At 34.1% G+C, this 19,312-nt stretch carries 19 protein-coding genes, 1 tRNA gene and 1 pseudogene; 10 read left to right on the top strand and 11 right to left on the bottom strand.

Annotated elements, in window-relative coordinates; translation table 11 throughout:
* Positions 1 to 545: 545 nt before the first annotated feature.
* The 3 genes from JZO69_RS08535 to JZO69_RS08525 all read right to left on the bottom strand — a co-directional run bounded on the left by JZO69_RS08535 (position 546) and on the right by JZO69_RS08525 (position 1,990).
* Positions 546 to 1,052 (bottom strand): GNAT family N-acetyltransferase, encoded by a 507-nt coding sequence (locus JZO69_RS08535; RefSeq protein WP_242586656.1) that lies wholly within the window; start codon positions 1,050 to 1,052, stop codon positions 546 to 548.
* Between the two features lie 133 nt (positions 1,053 to 1,185).
* A complete protein-coding gene (locus tag JZO69_RS08530) occupies positions 1,186 to 1,557 on the bottom strand; it encodes a hypothetical protein (RefSeq protein ID WP_207112461.1) in 372 nt (123 codons plus the stop codon).
* Between the two features lie 64 nt (positions 1,558 to 1,621).
* Positions 1,622 to 1,990 carry a CvfD/Ygs/GSP13 family RNA-binding post-transcriptional regulator gene (locus JZO69_RS08525; RefSeq protein ID WP_207112460.1) on the bottom strand — a complete coding sequence of 123 codons (369 nt, stop codon included), beginning with the start codon at positions 1,988 to 1,990 and terminating at the stop codon, positions 1,622 to 1,624.
* 197 nt (positions 1,991 to 2,187) lie between these two features.
* Here JZO69_RS08525 and JZO69_RS08520 point away from each other — a divergent pair, with 197 nt between their 5' ends.
* A complete protein-coding gene (locus JZO69_RS08520; protein WP_207112459.1) occupies positions 2,188 to 3,354 on the top strand; it encodes a MalY/PatB family protein in 1,167 nt (388 codons plus the stop codon).
* A 59-nt stretch (positions 3,355 to 3,413) separates the two neighbouring features.
* Here JZO69_RS08520 and JZO69_RS08515 read toward each other — a convergent pair whose 3' ends face one another.
* Positions 3,414 to 4,001 (bottom strand): peptidylprolyl isomerase, encoded by a 588-nt coding sequence (locus JZO69_RS08515; RefSeq protein WP_207112458.1) that lies wholly within the window; start codon positions 3,999 to 4,001, stop codon positions 3,414 to 3,416.
* A 226-nt stretch (positions 4,002 to 4,227) separates the two neighbouring features.
* Here JZO69_RS08515 and JZO69_RS08510 point away from each other — a divergent pair, with 226 nt between their 5' ends.
* Positions 4,228 to 5,241 carry an NAD(P)/FAD-dependent oxidoreductase gene (locus JZO69_RS08510; RefSeq protein WP_207112457.1) on the top strand — a complete coding sequence of 338 codons (1,014 nt, stop codon included), beginning with the start codon at positions 4,228 to 4,230 and terminating at the stop codon, positions 5,239 to 5,241.
* Positions 5,242 to 5,281: 40 nt separating this feature from the next.
* Here JZO69_RS08510 and JZO69_RS08505 read toward each other — a convergent pair whose 3' ends face one another.
* Positions 5,282 to 5,524: a DUF1450 domain-containing protein gene (locus JZO69_RS08505; RefSeq protein WP_207112456.1), complete on the bottom strand. Its 243-nt coding sequence runs from the start codon at positions 5,522 to 5,524 to the stop codon at positions 5,282 to 5,284.
* An 85-nt stretch (positions 5,525 to 5,609) separates the two neighbouring features.
* On the opposite strand from JZO69_RS08505, the gene JZO69_RS08500 reads away from it, so the two are divergent.
* Positions 5,610 to 6,116, top strand: coding sequence for a phosphatidylglycerophosphatase A family protein (locus tag JZO69_RS08500; protein ID WP_207112455.1), 507 nt, complete (start codon positions 5,610 to 5,612; stop codon positions 6,114 to 6,116).
* 775 nt (positions 6,117 to 6,891) lie between these two features.
* On the opposite strand, the gene JZO69_RS08495 is transcribed toward JZO69_RS08500, so the two are convergent.
* Positions 6,892 to 7,773 (bottom strand): hypothetical protein, encoded by an 882-nt coding sequence (locus JZO69_RS08495; protein WP_207112454.1) that lies wholly within the window; start codon positions 7,771 to 7,773, stop codon positions 6,892 to 6,894.
* Positions 7,774 to 8,411: 638 nt separating this feature from the next.
* Here JZO69_RS08495 and JZO69_RS08490 point away from each other — a divergent pair.
* Both JZO69_RS08490 and JZO69_RS08485 read left to right on the top strand, forming a co-directional pair.
* Positions 8,412 to 9,251, top strand: a complete 840-nt coding sequence (locus JZO69_RS08490; RefSeq protein ID WP_207112453.1) for a hypothetical protein — start codon at positions 8,412 to 8,414, stop codon at positions 9,249 to 9,251.
* Between the two features lie 419 nt (positions 9,252 to 9,670).
* Positions 9,671 to 9,982, top strand: a pseudogene (locus JZO69_RS08485) (transposase); the annotation flags it as partial.
* Between the two features lie 187 nt (positions 9,983 to 10,169).
* On the opposite strand, the gene JZO69_RS08480 reads toward JZO69_RS08485, so the two are convergent.
* The 5 genes from JZO69_RS08480 to JZO69_RS08460 all read right to left on the bottom strand — a co-directional run bounded on the left by JZO69_RS08480 (position 10,170) and on the right by JZO69_RS08460 (position 14,001).
* Complete coding sequence (locus JZO69_RS08480; protein WP_207112452.1) at positions 10,170 to 10,889, bottom strand: DUF1796 family putative cysteine peptidase; 720 nt, start codon at positions 10,887 to 10,889, stop codon at positions 10,170 to 10,172.
* Between the two features lie 167 nt (positions 10,890 to 11,056).
* Positions 11,057 to 11,129, bottom strand: a tRNA-Lys gene (locus JZO69_RS08475).
* Between the two features lie 111 nt (positions 11,130 to 11,240).
* Positions 11,241 to 11,372, bottom strand: coding sequence for a FeoB-associated Cys-rich membrane protein (locus tag JZO69_RS08470; protein WP_207112451.1), 132 nt, complete (start codon positions 11,370 to 11,372; stop codon positions 11,241 to 11,243).
* A 4-nt stretch (positions 11,373 to 11,376) separates the two neighbouring features.
* A complete protein-coding gene (gene feoB / locus JZO69_RS08465) occupies positions 11,377 to 13,530 on the bottom strand; it encodes a ferrous iron transport protein B (RefSeq protein ID WP_207112450.1) in 2,154 nt (717 codons plus the stop codon).
* A gap of 3 nt (positions 13,531 to 13,533) precedes the next feature.
* Positions 13,534 to 14,001 carry a FeoA family protein gene (locus JZO69_RS08460; protein WP_207112449.1) on the bottom strand — a complete coding sequence of 156 codons (468 nt, stop codon included), beginning with the start codon at positions 13,999 to 14,001 and terminating at the stop codon, positions 13,534 to 13,536.
* Positions 14,002 to 14,471: 470 nt separating this feature from the next.
* Here JZO69_RS08460 and nrdH point away from each other — a divergent pair, with 470 nt between their 5' ends.
* From nrdH to JZO69_RS08435, 5 genes are all read left to right on the top strand, one after another.
* Complete coding sequence (gene nrdH, locus JZO69_RS08455; protein WP_010760423.1) at positions 14,472 to 14,696, top strand: glutaredoxin-like protein NrdH; 225 nt, start codon at positions 14,472 to 14,474, stop codon at positions 14,694 to 14,696.
* Position 14,697: 1 nt separating this feature from the next.
* On the top strand, positions 14,698 to 15,075 hold the full coding sequence (gene nrdI / locus JZO69_RS08450; protein WP_207112448.1) for a class Ib ribonucleoside-diphosphate reductase assembly flavoprotein NrdI: 378 nt from the start codon (positions 14,698 to 14,700) through the stop codon (positions 15,073 to 15,075).
* Positions 15,056 to 17,215 (top strand): class 1b ribonucleoside-diphosphate reductase subunit alpha, encoded by a 2,160-nt coding sequence (nrdE, locus tag JZO69_RS08445; RefSeq protein WP_207112462.1) that lies wholly within the window; start codon positions 15,056 to 15,058, stop codon positions 17,213 to 17,215. The genes nrdI and nrdE overlap by 20 nt, the downstream gene beginning before the upstream one ends.
* A gap of 103 nt (positions 17,216 to 17,318) precedes the next feature.
* Positions 17,319 to 18,281, top strand: a complete 963-nt coding sequence (gene nrdF / locus JZO69_RS08440; protein WP_207112447.1) for a class 1b ribonucleoside-diphosphate reductase subunit beta — start codon at positions 17,319 to 17,321, stop codon at positions 18,279 to 18,281.
* Positions 18,282 to 18,440: 159 nt separating this feature from the next.
* On the top strand, positions 18,441 to 19,265 hold the full coding sequence (locus tag JZO69_RS08435) for a DUF92 domain-containing protein (protein ID WP_207112446.1): 825 nt from the start codon (positions 18,441 to 18,443) through the stop codon (positions 19,263 to 19,265).
* Positions 19,266 to 19,312: the final 47 nt, after the last annotated feature.

Here is a 19,312-nt window from a genome sequence, read left to right as displayed (position 1 = left end):
TTTTCAAAGGTCTACCGTGTTACCTCGCAGCAACTTTTATATCATATCGAATCTTCGATTTGATGTCAACACTTTTTTTCAAAAGTTTTAAAAGTTTTTTTCTGCCCAGCGTTGTCGTTTCTTTCGCAACAACTTCTTTAGTTTATCAGGTTGTTTGTTATTTGTCAACAACTTTTTCCTGATTTTTCAAGTTTTTTTCAAATTTGAAACGTTATTTAACTTCTCGCTTCGTTGTCCTTTCTTTTGTGACAACTTCACTAGTTTATCAGGTTAATCATTGTTTGTCAACAACAATTTTACTGATTTCCAAATTTTTTTCAAACTTGGAATGTTATATTATCTGTATCGTTCGGCGTGTTTCATCAGTGCCTTGCGACAAGATATAATATAACAAGTTTTCTCTAATTGGTCAACCATTATTTTGAAAAAAAGTGATATTTTTTTTCATTAAGTTTTACCACTTATCTAGCTATTTTCGTCTTTACACTTTATATAGAGTATAGACTTATCAATCCCTTTGAAATACTCGATATTTCCGATTGATTTTATAAAGAATAAGAAAATAGTTCGAATTTTATCCCATTAGAATCTGTTGAACTTCCAATATTGGTGAACTTATTTTCTTTGTAAAACTGTATCAGCTTATAATTACTTGCTAAGCAATCTAGACGTAACTCCGATACTTCACCTTCAAACTTCACTTTTAATGCATTCAATAATTCCTTACCATATCCCTCTCCTTTATATATTGGGCGTATAAGTACACGATGCACATAGCAAGCTTCTTGGTAAATTCCATAGTCTTCCCAAAGTAATTCATCCCATATTGTAGGTGTTTTCCACGCCGCTGCCATTCCAACTAATAAGTTACTACTATTATAGAGAAAAAATACTTCACCTTTTTCTACTGCATTTGCTAAACCATGCTTATCTTCGCCGTGTAAAATTTCTGACCACTGATCACTTCCTACTTCTTTTAACCATTCAGCAGTTTCTTTCAGCATCGACATTGCTATTTGGGTTTCATCCTTTGTTACTTGTTTTAGTCTCAATATGATTTCCTCCTATTACATACACTTTATAAAAAAAGAAGCAAAACTAATTGTTAGTTTTGCTTCTTGCCATAATGCGAAAACAAAAGGTATATAAAAGTAGTACCTTTTATTTTTATCTATCTGCTTAATTTTAAAACATCGGTACTCCTTCAATTTCATAAGAAGCTAATAAAGTCTTTAATTCAGATGGCTTTTCCCAGACATACTTGTCATCTATCGCAGGAACCATATGATCTTCGCTCATTTCAAATACAAATAAGGGCATATTTTCAGCATCTGTATGCGCATTTGTTAACTCGACTAAACTAATTGAAGTTACATCTAGTTGAATCTCTTCTTTAAAGACTTGCAACATACTCGCTAAACCTGTCATATCCTTAGAAACTTTTGTTTTAACAAACTCCATTGAATCACCAACTGGATGAACTAGAAACTTTTTCGAACCATCATTTAGATTCAGCATAATAGTACCAGCGACTTTTTTGTTAGACAAAACATCCACCTCAATTAATTTTTGTTTTCATAAACTAGGAGAATTGTACCACATTTTCTGAAAAAAAACAGAATTATTTCGTAAGTAATTCATCCATTGCTTCTTCAGTCCAGATAGGAAGCTCTTTTTCTAATGTAGCAAAACCAATTTTCCTATTTTTATTGGTGAAATATTTCTTTCTTCGTTGATTAGGCTGCTGGTTCTGTGTTTCTAAAGTTCTTAAAGATAAGCTGATTTTTTTTGAATATTCATCGATATCTATAACTTGAACTTGAACTTTTTGTCCAACTGTCAATAAACTATGAATATTTTTTGTAAAACCTGCCTGCACTTCTGAAACATGAATTAATCCTTGAGTCGTATCACTCAAGGAAACGAATGCGCCATATGGTTGTAAACCCGTAATTGTTCCATTAAGAATCATCCCTATTTTGTACTCCATTACATTATCCTCTTTTCGTTATTTCCATCAAATTGAGTTTCTCATTTAAAATGATATCATGTTCTATTCAAATGTGCATGAATTTATTTCTTCTATAGTAACAATTCTTTTTGTTCATATTTTATTGAAAGTCCATTATACTATAGTTAAATCGTATTTAACGAAAAAATGCTTTTATATTAGGGAGGAAGAATTGAATGGTAAAATTTGATACAGTCTATGATCGCCGCAATACGAATTGTTCTAAATGGGATTCCATTAAAGATACATATGGAGAAACGGATTTACTGCCATTATGGATCGCTGACATGGATTTCAAGGCAAATTTGCCTGTTTTAGACGCATTAAAGAAAACTGTGGAACAAGGTATCTTGGGTTATTCCCCTGCTCCAGCATCATTATACGAAGCAATACAGAGTTGGCAAAAGCGCCATCATGATTATACAGTCAATAAAGAAGCAATTCTTTTCAATAGTGGCGTTGTTCCGAGTCTTTCAATCGCTATTCAAGCATATACTGAACCTGGTGATGCAATTTTGATCCATGATCCAGTGTATCCCCCATTTGCTAAAGTTGTCGAACAAAACAATCGGAAACTTATTCGTAGTTCTTTATTAATAGAGCAAGAACACTTTGTAATGGATTTAGATGCGATGGAAAAACAAATCGTCGCAGAAAATATCCGTCTGTTTATCTTATGTAATCCTCACAATCCTGGTGGGCGAGTTTGGACAAAAAGTGAATTGGAAGCTTTTGGTAAATTATGTGCCAAATATGATGTGCTTGTCATTAGTGATGAGATTCATCAAGACTTGATTTTTGCTCCTCACGTATTTACAACCTTCACGAATGTTCATCCAACATTTAAGGATTTCTCAATTACTTTGACGGCTGCAACAAAAACGTTTAATTTAGCTGGTATCAAAAACTCAATGATTTTTATAGAAAATCCTGATTTACGAACTAAATTTGTTAATGCACAAGAACGTAATTTCCAGAATGAGATCAATATCTTCGGTTACGTAGGTACAGAGGCCGCTTATAATAATGGGGATAAGTGGTTAGAAGAGCTCTTAGTTTATCTAAAGGAAAATATTGATACTGTGACCGAGTTCTTAGAAACTGAACTTCCTCAAGTTAAAATGATGCGTCCAGAAGGTACTTATCTAATCTGGCTAGATTTTTCAGCTTTGGGTCTGACCGATGCACAACTGCAAAAACAACTCGTTCACAAAGGAAAAGTAGTATTAAATGCCGGAATTACCTTTGGTCCAAAAGGAACACAACATATGCGCTTAAATGTTGCTTGTCCCAAAGAAACATTAATAGAAGGCTTACGTAGAATCACACGGGCTTTTGAATAGAATAAAAAGTGAAACATAAACAATTGTTTATGTTTCACTTTTTTTATGTCACTAGACTATTATTCGTTGATTTCTACTTTATCAATGACTACATCAAAAGTTGGGCGATCTTGAGAGTCTCTTTGTACACCGCCAATTTCATCAACTACATCCATACCTTCCACAACATGACCGAAAACAGTATGACGGAAATCTAACCATGGTGTTCCGCCTTTTTTATATGCTTCTATTACTTCTGCTGGGAAACCAGCACCTTCTAATTGTCCCATCATGTTAGCTGGAACATTTTGATTGTTCACGATGAAAAATTGGCTGCCGTTAGTATTCGGTCCCGCATTTGCCATTGACAATGCACCACGTAAATTGAACACGTCTTTAGAAAATTCATCTTCAAATTTTTCACCATAAATACTTTCGCCGCCCATACCTGTTCCGGTAGGGTCACCGCCTTGGATCATGAAATCAGGAATGACACGGTGGAAGATCACACCATCGTAATAGCCTTTTTTAGCTAGTTGAACAAAGTTTTCAACTGTTTTTGGTGCGTGTTCCGGGAAAAGTTGAACAGTAATATCTCCGCGGTTGGTTTTTATCACGGCTTTAGGGCCTTTAACATTTGCTAAATCTAATTGTGGAAATTCTGACATAGTTATTTCCTCCTCGTTAATTTTTACTTACTTATAATATCATAAACAACTTCACTTGAAAATTCCATTATCTTTACCAATCTTTTAAGGGAACCTTTTTTTCACAAACTCTTACTTGCTTTTTTCTGTTACAAGTGCTATTTTGTGAAAAACGATATACAATCATTTTTTGATTTTATCTTTATAGATGAAAACTTTTTTATTATAGAAACTGGAGGAAATTTCAATGTCTGATTCAAAAAATATATATGATTTAACAATTGTTGGCGCAGGTCCTGTAGGTCTTTTCGCCGCTTTTTATGCTGGTATTCGAAAAGCCAAAACTAAAATCATCGATAGTCTACCACAACTTGGCGGACAGTTATCTACGCTTTACCCTGAAAAATATATTTATGATGTTCCTGGCTTTCCTGCAATCAAAGCTAGTGAACTGATTGAAAATCTAGAAAAGCAAATCGCCCCATTTGCTCATGAGACTTGTTTAGAAGAAGAAGTGAGAAATTTAGTTCAAGAAGATGGCTACTTACGTATTGAAACATCAAAAGGTGTTCACTATTCTAAAGCAGTGATTTTTGCTATCGGAAATGGTTCATTTCAGCCTAGACGTTTAACCATTGATGGTGCAGAAGAACTTGAAGGAAATCATGTCCATTATTATGTTACTGATATGAATAAGTTTTCTGGGAAAAAAGTTGCTATCGCGGGGGGCGGTGATTCTGCTATTGATTGGGCTTTGATGTTGGAACCTATCGCAGAAGAAGTTTCTATCATCCATCGTCGTCCAGAATTTCGTGGACATGAACACAGTGTAGATAATTTAAAGAATTCTGAAGTCTCTATTTACACGCCATATGTCATTGATCAACTATTAGTAGAAGATAACTCTTTCAAAGGAATCCAGTTGAAAGAAACCAAAGCCGATAATTTTGAAAAACTAGATTTAGATTCTTTGATCATCAATTATGGTTTCACTTCATCTTTAGGACATTTAAAAGATTGGGGCTTAGATGTCAGCCGTAATGCAATCGAAGTTAACTCAGATATGTCGACAAATATTCCTGGTGTTTACGCTGTTGGTGATATCTGTAATTATGATGGTAAAGTCAAACTAATTGCTACAGGCTTCGGTGAAGCACCAACTGCTGTCAACAATGCGCTTCACTACATTAAACCAGATACAAGAACTCAGCCCATGCACAGTACTAGCTTATTCGAAGGAAAAGAAGCTAAAATGCTTTAATAAAAATAGAACCTGCCTTTTAACGGCAAGTTCTATTTTTTTAACCCATATCTTCCTGCCATAATAAAATGGCTTTTTTTATATTTTCAACCAATTCTTCTGGTGTAGCACCGGTAATACGCTCGCCTTCGAACAAAACAAAGAATGTTTGAGCACAAAGGACACATTCATTCATACAGGAATAAGAGATTACATCACCGTTTTCCTCGATAAAAGGGTCATTCAACAAAAGTTCTGCACCTTTGGCTAAATTTTGTTCACAGCATTCTATTAATGGATTCATAGATCTTCTCCTTGCATTTTTCTCTCTAGATAGTATACCATTGATGTATTCTAAGTTTAAAAATGACGCATTGGAGGTTTTTATTTTGGTGATAAAAGGTGAAACGTTAGAGCATACGGCCCGACAACTTTTGAAAGATCGGGGCGTTGAGATGAAAGATTTAGCAGAATTAGTTTTATTTTTGCAGAAACCTTATATTGAAGATCTAGATTTAGAGACTTGTATTGAAAATATTGATAGTGTGTTGTCTAAACGTGAAGTACACAACGCAATCATTACTGGTATTCAGTTAGATATTTTAGCTGAAGAAAAGAAATTACTTCATCCTTTACAAGAAATTTTGGAAGAAGATGAGGGTCTTTATGGTATTGATGAAATTTTGGCACTTTCGATCGTTAATGTTTATGGTTCGATCGGTTTTACTAACTATGGATATATCGACAAAGTAAAACCTGGAATCTTAGCCAAACTGAATTCCCATGAGGGACCTCAAGTCCATACCTTCTTAGATGATATCGTCGGCGCAATTGCTGCAGCTGCGGCTAGTCGTTTAGCTCATTCTCAACCTAATAAAAGTAGGATCACACAATAACTATTTTTATTGCAATATGGTCTCAACCTTCTTAAAACAAGATTTTTTATTTTTCAGCGTTTCAATTGCTTCATTAGTAATTCTTATATTATAATAAGTTCAAAGTATATGACATTCACTTATACTTTTGTTTAAAGCTATCACTATAGGTAACAAGAGTTCCTTCTGATTTTAAATGAACCCATTTTTTCAGTCGTTGATTTTCTTCCCCAATAGATAAATCAAATGCCTATAGTGATAGACTTTATCCAATACATCCCCAAACGTTAAATCATACCCAGCTCCTATATCTAAGTACAACTAACAAGGATATTTATAACAGTAGATAGAAGCAAAAATAAAAAACGGTATCAGAATTACTTCCAATACCGTTGTATCGTTCAATAAGTAAACGCTGGCATGTTCGTCATCTCGTGTATTTTTAGGGGTAGATATTTTCCTAAAAATTGAGTACAATGAATCATGTCAGTGCTTTTGCATTGACGAGGGCAACTTGATTGGTCAGTGTCTGCTGACTTATCAGGGCTTCGCAATTTGGCGGCCACCAAATTGTGAAGTGCCTTTTTATTTTATTATTTTGCTTCTATCATGTACTCATTGTACAAGATGAGTGAATGTTTCGTCAATGATGATTCTGCTTTATTTTTCCATTGGAAATTGATCTTTCTTGAAACAAATAACTGGTACAAGGCTTTTCTCATTATTTTTTGATTAGTAGAAATTTTTATTAATCGACTAATACTTCGTTTGGGTTGTTAGAAAATAATTGTTAAAATCATTGATTTGTCGATACAGTCATTTTGAGTGCTTGTAAGGCATCAAAGTGTTGAATCGTGTAGACCGTCGTCCCTTTTTGCCAAACGACTGAATTATTTTGATAGCTATCACTTATGCTAGCTGTTAAAGAAATCTGTCCAATGTTTTGAGGAGCTGGGAGCATCGCTTTTTCTAAATAAGTCACGACTTCCTTAGCTAGTGGTTCAGCAACTTCACCGCCAATATTTGAGGCTCTAACCACCATACTCCAATTTCCTTCTTGCCATGATAAATAGCTAGAACCTGCAGCACCTTGTTGATATCCTGTAATTCCATAGCCTAAATCGATTTGGCTTCCCCCGTTATCGATGATTTGATTGACTGCACTAGCAGCAGATTCATTTGAATCATACGTTTTTTTCTCAAATGAGGCGATCGGTCGCAAGTCGTTGACTGCAAGATCATTCACTGCAATCCCGTGATCTTCCGCGTAATATAAAACTCTGAAATTCCCTTGATCAGCAGGACTCGTCGTTGCAGCTGTTAAATATTTTGCTGTTTTACTTGTTAATATGGCTTGTGGTAGAGCATCATTTGGAAATGCTGCTTTCAAATTATTTAATACAGTTTCAGCTTGGTTTGCTGGTGAATTATTATCTGATTTGACAGCAGATTGGCTTTCGCTCGTTTTTGTTTCAGACGTAATTGAAGATTTTGATGCGTTTGTTGAACTTTGGCTCGTACTAGATTTTGTTGTACTACTATTTGATGTATTTGTCTGGCTTGTTTTTTCACTGCTTTTAGTTGTAGTTGAACTGTCAACTGTCTTGCCTTTTCCTCCACAAGCAGCTAGAGATAGTCCTGCTAATAATATAAATGAATAAATAAGTTTCTTCTTCATCTTTTTCCCCTCCTATGTGTTTCTTTTCTTTAGTCTATCATTAAATAACGGAATACTCACTTGATATGAATATAAACGGATTTAAAACGTAAAAAAATATGTAAACTGAAAAAAACATTGTTTTTTTATTCTCAAAACTAAATGCTTTTACCTTGTCCTCTTTGTAGTTCTTAAAAAATTTGTTATACTATAATTAAATAAAATACGTAGATTTGAGGAGTGCTAATGAAATCTACTTTTTTAAAAAAAGGATTTCGCCAAAATCTTTTTTTGTTATTTCAATACTTTTATTTGGAATTTTTTCTACTTTCCTTACTTTACCATGGGCTAATGGCAATGAAGGCTTTCACTTAAGCAGAAGCTATATAATGTTTTCTAAAAATAAACCAAATTCTATACAAAAGGAAACTGTCCGAGATATTGAAAAAATTACAACTTCTGCCACTAGGGAAGAAAATAATTTTGATATAGAATCCTTTTATAGAACAAAATTAACCGATGTTTAGGAGTATTATTTGGAAGACTAATATACCCAAGTTACGGTTTTATGTTAATTTGCTCCAGACTTGCAAATTTATTATTTTTTACTGTCTGCTTATTTTTTTGTAATCAAATATAGTACCGTTGGAAAGTGATCATTGGTTATGCTTTTTTCAGTACCTTTCTTACAAAAACTGGCTAGTCCAAGTTATGATGTTTTTGCTTATGTTGCTATAACAGCTTTTGCTATTAATATGTTAAATTTAGCAAAAATAACATCTTTTAAAACCTTAACTCGAAAGCAAATATTATATACATTACTTACCATTATTCTAATTCTCTTATCTAAAAACAACTATGTATTTATTTTACTCACATTATTTATATTACCAATGTTTACGACACCAATTTTTAATTTTTACAATCGTTCAAAAAAACAAAGTAAAATATTTTTTTGGATTATATTGGCTATATTAACCTTTTTCTTTATTCAATTCTTGAATGAAAAATTTGGATTAATTAATTTCACTAAAATTTTTATCAATAATTATTTGAATGTGGTCACAATGGGAAGACGAGGAGGAAATATCTTTAGTGTAGTTTCTACAATTCTTCCTGAGATATTCAACATTTTTTGGATATTATCTGCTTTCTTTGTGATGTTAAGTGAAGAAAGATATAATTGGAAGATTAGTTTTGTTTTAGGAGAAATAATGATATTCTTCATAAACTGGATCGGTATTTTCGCAGGATTTTATTTGGTTTTTGACAAACCAAATAAAGCTTTTGATGATCTAAGTGGTAGATATTTGCATCCATATATAATTTGCTTTTTACCTTTCACGCAATTTTTAAGTTATCGCTATAATTTAAAAATCTCAAAAAAGGCAGTTCAGACAATTGCTGTTAGTTCCACTTTATTTATTATGGTTTCTTATTTAATCGTCTGTTATTATAGAGGTTTTATTGTTCATACAACTCCTACATGGGTTTCTTAAAATTTATAATTAATGTTTGGACAAAAACTTATTTTTGACAGGTTATTTATTTGTAGTTAGGGTAGGAAATTAACAAAAAAGAAACTAAACGAAAGTTAGTCTGTTTATCATTGCTATTTCAAAATGGCTCTATACTTTCTGATGTTGATGAGAAATCATCGGCATCTTTTTTAATGCAAAATAATAGAAAAGGCATCCTGTTTTCCTTTCGAATTAAGTCGTCGAAAACCAATCAAAAGGAGAAAAACAAGATGTCTTATACAAATATTATCAAAGAGGCTTTAGATATTCTAGACTTAAACATCTCTTTTAACGAAAATTGCTTAAAAAAAACGGATCAAAGGACGAATCTACCAGGTCTTCTCAGGTACACTCGATTATTCAGCTCACACTCATATGATGACAAATTGAAAAAGGACTACACTTGTTATCAAGACTTTCTTTACGCTCTACAAACAAGAGATTATGCGAGATTTAGCGAGTTGTTGAACGAAGAGGGTTCCATGCTTCCTACTTAATTATCAAACAGTTATTTCTACTTTTAAAAAGGTTCAAAATGAAATTAAAAATGCACTTGAATTAACTTATTCTAATGGAGCACTGGAATGTTTAAACAACCATATTAAGGTGTTGAAAAGAATACCTATGGATTTCGTAATTTTTACAGTTTCAAGTTGAGAACTTCTTCGTGTTTTGGTTTTATTCATTTTCAACCAAACAGAAAAACCTAGAGAAAATTCCCTCTAGGAATCATACTAATTGATTTAATTCTTTGGATTTTATTCACCAACATTAGTTGATAAAGAGACATTTATTGTGCTGAAGTTGGGTTATTGTAGTTAATTTACCAACCTCATCATATCAACTACCAATCTAAAAAAAACAGCTTTAATATTGTTTCATTATTTAAGATAGAGGCTAACCAGTTGTTCTTTTACTATGTACGTATTTTCTTAAAAATAGCTTTTGTAATATTCTTATAAATTTAGTTTTTATAACTTTAAATAAAGTAACTTTTCTTTGCTTATTTAAATAAATTTCTAAGTTTCTCTGCAAGATTTCCTTATTGTACTTATTCACCAATTTCTCAGAAATTCCTTTGATAAGAAGAGGGCTTCGATTCACTATATCCTCATCATCTATAGATACAAAGTTAATTGGCAAATGTGTTTGATAGTTTCCTTCGTTCATTAAAAAAAGAATATTGTTATTTTTATTAAACTTACATAGTTTTTGACATACTGTATCATAGTTTTCTTCAAGATATGCTAACTCCTCTTGATCTTTTATATACCTTATAAATAAAGTCGGTTTTTGTATGTCCCTATAGAAACGGTGAATCCTTCTATTATATTTACTTCTAACCTGATCAATTTGTGAATAATAATCTTTATATTCGTCAAAATCATGGTAAAAATTCAGATCATAGCGCAAATTTTTATATCTAGCTCCCTCAATTTGATAGATTAGTTCATCAGATAAAAAATCTTCAAACTCATTGTCTATTAATTCTTCTACGCTTTTCCATGAAGATATTAGCCAATCAAAAGGATAGCTTGCATTTCTTACCCCTAACTTTTCTAAGTCAGATGCAACACTACAAAAAAATCCTAGAGAAATAATATTTTCGTACTCCATACATACTCCTATCATTCATTTTTTATTACATTAAGTATAACAAAAGTTAATTGGATATTAAAGGTTTTCTTTTATTCTTCACAAAAACAAAAAAGAGAACGCATATTCCATCTTCTAAACGTCCGAAGACGCCGACAGAATACCATTCTCGTGGGTTTGGCACCCAATGGGTCGTAAGGGGCTCGAACCCATGACCCGCTGATTAAGAGTCAGCTGCTCTACCAACTGAGCTAACGACCCAAATAACTAGTACTTAAATATTGTAGCACTTGAAAGTCGTTTATTCAAGAGGAAACATCAGACACAACGAAATAAATTACGTTTGTTTTATCTCATTGTATCTGACCTTTTTTATTCTCCCTGCTCTTTTTTCACAGGGCATGTCGTATGACAATCATCACAGCTCTTCCCTTTTTTAATACGAGAATAGACAACATATCCAGCACTGCCAAAAATAAATACTGCTAAAATAAACGTTGCCATGTTTTTACCCTCTTTCTAAAGTTGCTATTGTGATAATCGGTTCTTCTTTTACTTTTGGTTTTCTAACTAAATAATAGCCCATGATTATCAATAACAGTGTGGCAATCATTATCCCCACACCAACTTGACCATTCTCAAATATAACGTGTCCAAATTGATAGATAATGAAGCTAACAACATAAGCTAAACCGCATTGATATCCGATTGCCCCCCATGTCCATTTCCAGTCGCCCATTTCTCTACGAATCGCACCGATAGCCGCAAAACATGGTGCACATAACAAATTAAAGACTAAAAATGAATACGCAGCTACAGGAGTAAAGGCAGCTTGTAATGCAGACCAAACTTCCACACCATCCTCAGATACTTCACCTAAATGTCCGAACAAAATACCAAATGTGCCAATCACATTTTCTTTTGCAACTAAACCAGTAATTGTAGCAACGGCTCCTTGCCATGTACCCCAGCCAAGTGGCGCGAATAACGGCGCGATAACTTTACCTAAATTGGCCAAAATACTTTGATCAGCACCTGCTTCTTGTAATGTAAATGTATACGTAGATGTAAACCAAATAATGATACTCATCACGAAAATAATCGTTCCCGCTTTTTTAACAAAAGACTTACTACGATCATACGCATGACGAAGAACACCACGCAATTGCGGCATATGATACGCTGGTAATTCCATGATAAATGGAGCTGGATCTCCTGAAAATGAACGTGTCTTTTTCAATGCGATTCCCGATAATACGATTGCTGCTATCCCAATAAAATAAGCGGATGGTGAAACCCAACTACTTTTTGGAAAAAAAGCACCAGCAATCAATGCAATGATCGGCAATTTTGCTGAACATGGCATAAAGGTTGTAACCATGATCGTCATCTTACGGTCTTTTTCGTTTTCAATCGTACGGCTAGCCATGACACCTGGTACTCCACAACCTGTCGCTATCAACATTGGAATAAACGATTTACCAGATAAACCAAATTTTCTAAATAAACGATCCATCACAAAGGCAATTCTTGACATATAGCCACAATCTTCCAAGAAACCTAAACATAAGAATAAAACAGCTAACTGAGGTAAGAAACCTAACACAGCGCCAACTCCAGCAATGATTCCATCTAAAATCAAGCTTTGCATCCAAGGTGCCACTTGCCAACTAACTAATAGACCTTCAATTGTATTTGGCACAAGATTTCCAAACAATTCGTCATTAATCCAATCTGTTCCCATTGTCCCAACAGTCTGAATCGCTAGGTAGTAAACAAACCACATGATCAATGCAAAAATCGGCAAAGCCAACCAGCGATTGGTCACGATTCGATCGATTTTATCACTTGTACTGAATGTGATTTCGTTTTTCTCAATTGAACAAAGAGCTGTTAAACGAGTGATAAACTCATATCGTTCATTGATTACGATGGCTTCACTATCATCTCCAAAGATTTGTTCTGTGATCTTAATGATTTCTTCTATTTCATTTTGCTGTAGTGTACTCAATTTTAATTCTGTATGGACTCTAGCATCTCTTTCAAATAATTTGATACTATACCAACGTGCTTGTTTTTCCAATACACTGTTTCCTAAAACATCCATGATTTCATTTAATGCTGCTTCTAAACGATTATCATAAGTCGGATAGCTAAACTCTGGCGGAAAGTCTTCTGTTAGTTTAACTGCTTTTTTTACTAATTCATCAAGTCCACGATTTTTCAAGGCACTTATGCCCAGTACATCCACACCTAAACCATAAGAAAGTTTTTCACTATTGATTTTTCTGCCAGTTTTGTCTAGAATATCCATCATATTCAACCCAACTACAACAGGAATCCCCGTCTCCATCAATTGAGTCGTCAAATACAAGTTTCGTTCTAAATTTGTCGCATCAACGATGTTTACAATAACATCTGGACCACCGCTCAATAAATAGTCTCTGGCAACCACCTCTTCTGGTGTATATGGAGAAAGAGAATAAATACCTGGTAAATCCTGAATTGTTATCTGCTTGTTTTTTTTCAGCTTCCCTTCTTTTCGTTCAACCGTAACACCCGGCCAATTCCCTACATATTGATTCGCACCCGTCAATGCATTGAACGCTGTTGTCTTCCCACTATTTGGATTTCCTGTCAGAGCAATATGCTGTTCTTTCATCCTTTATCCTTCTTTCTGTACCAAGACTAATTCTGCTTCGTTTTTTCTTAGCGTCAGTTCATATCCACGAAGATTGATCTCAATCGGATCACCTAATGGAGCCATTTTTCGAACGAGTAAATCCACACCCTTTGTCAGTCCCATATCCATCAATCGTCTTTTAACAGCACCTTGCCCATGAATCCCAATTACACGGGCTTTTTCACCCACTGTTAATTGATCTAGAGATATCCAATTTTCTTCATCGATACTTTTTTCTACTATTATAATTTGTTTCAATACAGATAAATTAATTGCAATCCGGCTATTGTGTAGCAAAACAATCCCGTTCTCCTTAGAGTGATTGACCAACACAACTTTTCCACCTGGCACAAGACCAAGATTATTCAAATGCTTCTTCGCAAAACCTTCCGCCTGAATCTCTTCAATTGTATAAACCTTATTCAACTTTGCCTGTGCCAATGTCAACATTGAGTTGTCCTCCTATTTTTTATGTTGTAGCTCGTGAAGCTATATATTCAAACCTATCTCACTAATTGTGAAAAAATTTCATGGATAATCCCATTGATATTGATAATCGTTCTCATTAAGTATACCTGTTTGTGATACTTAAATCAATGTTCTTTCTACCTATAGTAAGAAAATAATTCGTGCTAAAAAACGCACCTGTTTGGTTAGTGTGTCTCTTCGTTTTCGACCACTATATCTTGTGTTTTCTTAATTAAAAATTCCAATCCAAAATTTAATAAATTTCTTTTTTAAACACGAAAATGACAATAAAAGTCGCTCAAATCTAGAGAATACGTGTTTTCATATTTCTTTCAAAAACACAAAACATGGTATTACATCAAAAAACAACCACAATATGTAGTGCCTAAGTGTTGACTTTTTCCGTGAGAGATTTATACTAGTGAAGTAAACTAATTGAGGGGGAATTAAAAATGAACGTAAAAATCTTTTCTAAAAATAATTGTATCCAATGTAAAATGGCAAAACGCTTTTTGAGCGAGAATAATATAGCATTTGAAGAAGTAAATATCGATATCCAACCAGACGCAATCGACTGGTTAAAAGAACAAGGATTCCAAAGTGTTCCGGTTATCACTTCTGATGCTACAACAGTTGTAGGATTCCGTCCTGATCAATTAAAACAATTGGCTAGCTAAAATGAAAATTGTTTATTTTTCAGTTACCGGACAAACCAGACGCTTCATTAAAAAATTGGATTTAGCAGCTTGTGAAATTGAGCCTGCGAATCCTTTTTTTGAGATAAATGAGCCTTTTGTCCTAGTCGTTCCTACTTATGACCAAGAAATCACTGAGGTAGTGAACGATTTTCTTGATTACAAAAACAATCGAGAATACTTGCAAGGCGTTGCTGGAGGCGGAAACCTCAATTTCGCAGAATTATATGTATATACAGCCAAAGACATAGCACGTGATTACAACGTTCCAATGCTTTTTGCTTTTGAATTTAGCGGCACGAACGAAGACGTGGAATCCTTTAAGAAAGTAGTGAATGAACTTGAGTCTAAAAGAAATTAAAGATGTTAGCTATTTTAAGCTGAATAATGAGATCAACCGTCCTGTTGACGGACAAATTCCTTTGCACAAGGATAAAGAAGCATTGGAAGCTTTCTTCAAAGAAAATGTCCTTCCTAATACAAGAACCTTCAATACTGTAGAAGAAAAAATCAACTACTTGATCGACAATGATTATTTAGAAACTGCATTTATCGAAAAATATTCTATGGCTTTTATTGAACAATTATACACATTTCTTGATGAACAAAATTTTGAATTCAAATCATTTATGGCAGCTTACAAGTTTTATTCACAATATGCGCTTAAAAACAATGAAGGAACTGAATACTTAGAAAGCTATGAAGATCGTGTAGCTTTCAATGCATTGTATTTTGCTGATGGCAACGAAGAATTAGCTTTAGTATTGGCAGACGAAATGATTCATCAACGTTACCAACCTGCGACACCTTCTTTCTTAAATGCAGGACGTAAACGTCGCGGTGAGCTTGTTTCTTGTTTCTTGATCCAAGTGACAGATGACATGAACAGCATCGGCCGTTCAATCAACTCAGCTTTACAATTATCACGTATTGGCGGCGGTGTGGGGATCACATTAGCAAACTTACGTGAAGCAGGAGCACCAATCAAAGGCTACGAAGGAGCTGCTAGCGGCGTGGTTCCTGTTATGAAATTATTCGAAGATAGCTTTAGCTATTCTAATCAATTAGGTCAACGTCAAGGTGCTGGAGTTGTTTACCTAAACGTCTTCCATCCAGATATCGAAATGTTTCTTTCAACGAAAAAAGAAAATGCAGATGAAAAAGTTCGTGTAAAAACTTTGTCTTTAGGCGTTGTGGTTCCTGATAAATTTTATGAACTAGCACGTAATAATGAAGATATGTATTTATTCAGCCCTTATAGCGTAGAGCGTGAGTATGGTGTGCCTTTCTCTTACGTTGATATTACCAAAGAATACGATAATCTAGTTGCTAATCCTAAAATTCGTAAACGTAAAATCAAAGCACGTGATCTAGAAAATGAAATTTCTAAATTACAACAAGAATCTGGCTACCCATATATCATCAATATCGATACAGCCAACAGAAGCAATCCTGCATATGGCAAAATCATTATGAGTAACTTATGTTCAGAAATCCTACAAGTTCAAACACCTTCTGTTTTAAATGGCAAACAAGAATATGAAATACTTGGTACAGACATCAGCTGTAACTTAGGTTCAACAAATATCGTCAACTTGATGGATAGCCCTGATTTTGGTAAATCTGTTCGTGCAATGACACGTGCGTTAACTTTTGTTACAGATGCTTCAGATATCGATGTAGTTCCTTCTATTCAAAACGGCAATAAACTAAGTCATACGATTGGACTTGGTGCAATGGGGCTGCATACTTTCTTTGCTAAAAACCATATGGAATATGGTTCTAAGGATTCATTAGATTTTACAAATGTGTACTTTACTTTATTGAACTACTGGACTTTAGTAGAAAGTAACAACATTGCAAAACAATACAATGAAACCTTCCATAATTTTGAAAAATCTGATTATGCGAATGGTTCATATTTCGATAAATATATTGAAGGAGACTTTACTCCTCAATCAGATAAAGTCAAAGAAATCTTTAAAGATATTTTTGTTCCAACTTCTGAAGACTGGGCAAACTTACGGGATGCAGTGAAAAAAGACGGCTTGTACCACCAAAATCGTTTAGCTGTTGCACCGAATGGCTCTATTTCTTATATCAATGATACAAGTGCTAGTATCCATCCAATCACTCGTATGATCGAAGAGCGCCAAGAAAAGAAAATCGGTAAAATTTACTACCCTGCTCCTCATCTAGCAAATGATACGATTCCTTATTACACATCTGCTTATGATATGGATATGCGTAAAGTAATCGATGTTTATGCAACAGCACAACAACATGTGGATCAAGGAATGAGTTTGACATTGTTTATGCGTTCTGAAATTCCAGAAGGCTTATACGAATGGAAAGATTCACCAAAACAAACAACACGCGATTTGAATATTTTACGTCACTATGCGTTCCATAAAGGTGTTAAGTCAATTTATTACGTAAGAACATTTACAGATGATGCTGAAGAGATCGGTAGTAACCAATGTGAGAGTTGTGTCATCTAAAAATTGATACCAACAAACTCGTAAAAACAAACAAGGCGTCCTATGGTCGCCTTGTTCTATGATTTACTGTATTTTAACGTAAAGGTAATGAGGAGGAAAATACATGGCAACATATTATGAAGCGATTAACTGGAACGCCATTGAAGATGTGATTGATAAATCAACTTGGGAAAAACTAACAGAACAATTCTGGTTAGATACACGCATTCCTTTATCCAACGATTTAGATGACTGGAGAACACTTTCAGACCTTGAAAAAACAACTGTAGGATATGTATTTGGTGGTCTGACGCTACTAGATACAGTACAATCTGAAAGCGGTATGGAGCAACTAAGAAATGATGTCCGCACACCACATGAAGAAGCGGTTTTAAACAACATTCAATTTATGGAATCAGTCCACGCTAAAAGTTATTCATCTATTTTTAGTACATTAAATACTAAAAAAGAAATCGACGAAATCTTTGAATGGACAAATACAAATATCTACTTACAAACAAAAGCCGAAAAAATCAACGAAATTTATAAGAATGGTACACCATTAGAAAAAAAAGTTGCTAGTGTATTTTTAGAAACCTTCTTATTCTACTCTGGTTTCTATACACCTCTTTACTACTTAGGAAATAACAAATTAGCAAATGTCGCTGAAATTATCAAATTGATTATTCGTGATGAATCTGTTCATGGTACTTATATTGGCTATAAATTCCAATTAGGTTTCAATGAATTACCTGAAGCAGAACAAAATGAAATGAAAGATTGGATGTACAACCTTCTTTATGAACTATATGAAAATGAAGAACGTTATACAGAACAATTATATGATGAGCTAGGTTGGACGGAAGAAGTAAAAACTTTCTTGCGCTATAATGCTAATAAAGCCTTGATGAACCTTGGTATGGATCCATTATTTGCTGATACGGCGAATGATGTCAACCCAATCGTTATGAATGGTATCTCTACTGGTACAAGCAATCATGATTTCTTCTCACAAGTTGGTAATGGTTACTTACTAGGAACTGTTGAAGCAATGAAAGATGACGATTATTTGATTGGTATGGATTAATTCTTTCTCTAAAAAATAAAATAAGTCTAGGATGAAACTGTTTGCGTTTTTATCCTAGACTTATTTTTTACCCCGATAGTTAGAAATCATCCCTTTTTACATGATATACTTATTTTATTAACACGCTTTTACCAAAGAAATTATTTTACGAGGTGTATCGTGACTATTTTATTATATAAATTACTTCTAGGCTTCATTGTAGGAAACCTAATTGGTCTGTTTTCTTATATCGTCCGTTTACTTACAAAATCTGGAACACTTGCTGTGATTTTCGTTGCTACAGTGGTTTGTGGATTTGGATCATGGACAACTTTGGGATTACTTATTTTATTTTTCGCAAGTTCAGGATGTATTCATTTGGTCAAAAAAAAGGTGACTGTGACTAAATCCAAACCAATTGTTGAAAAAGGCCATACCAGAGATGCTTGGCAAGTACTTGCTAACAGTCTTCCAGCCATTATTTCTTTAGTTCTTTTCTATTATACAGAAAAACAATTATTCTTGATTGGCTACGTTAGCGGAGTCGCTGGAGCAACTGCTGATACATGGGGTTCTGAGATTGGAATTTTAAGTAAGAAGGTTCCGCGCTCTATTCTATCATTTAAACAGATTGAACCAGGTTTGTCCGGTGGTGTATCTATACTCGGAAGTATTGCATCTTTCTTTGGCAGCCTATTGATTTCATTTTCTTTCTGGCTAGTTTATAGCTGGCATCCTATTTTTCAGCTTCCAACTAGCTTATTTGTGATCGTTCCTCTTATTTGTGGTGTCTTTGATTCTCTTGTGGATAGTTTATTAGGTGCAACACTCCAAACAAAATACCGTTGTCCCATCTGTGGACAACTAACAGAACAAACACAGCACCATCTAAAACAAACGAAACAAATCAGTGGACTCTCATGGATGACAAATGATTGGGTCAATTTTTTTAGCGGTTGCCTGACTGTCTTATTAAGTTGGATCATTATTTTTTATCTACAATAATCGTAATACTAAAAAGAAGGTAACCTCAAGAAATTTCAAGGTTACCT

Origin of the sequence: Candidatus Enterococcus ikei (assembly GCF_017316105.1) — a bacterium.
Classification (GTDB): domain Bacteria; phylum Bacillota; class Bacilli; order Lactobacillales; family Enterococcaceae; genus Enterococcus_L; species Enterococcus_L ikei.
Note: the sequence above shows the minus strand (reverse complement) of the source record. Positions and strands in the feature narration are given on the sequence as shown.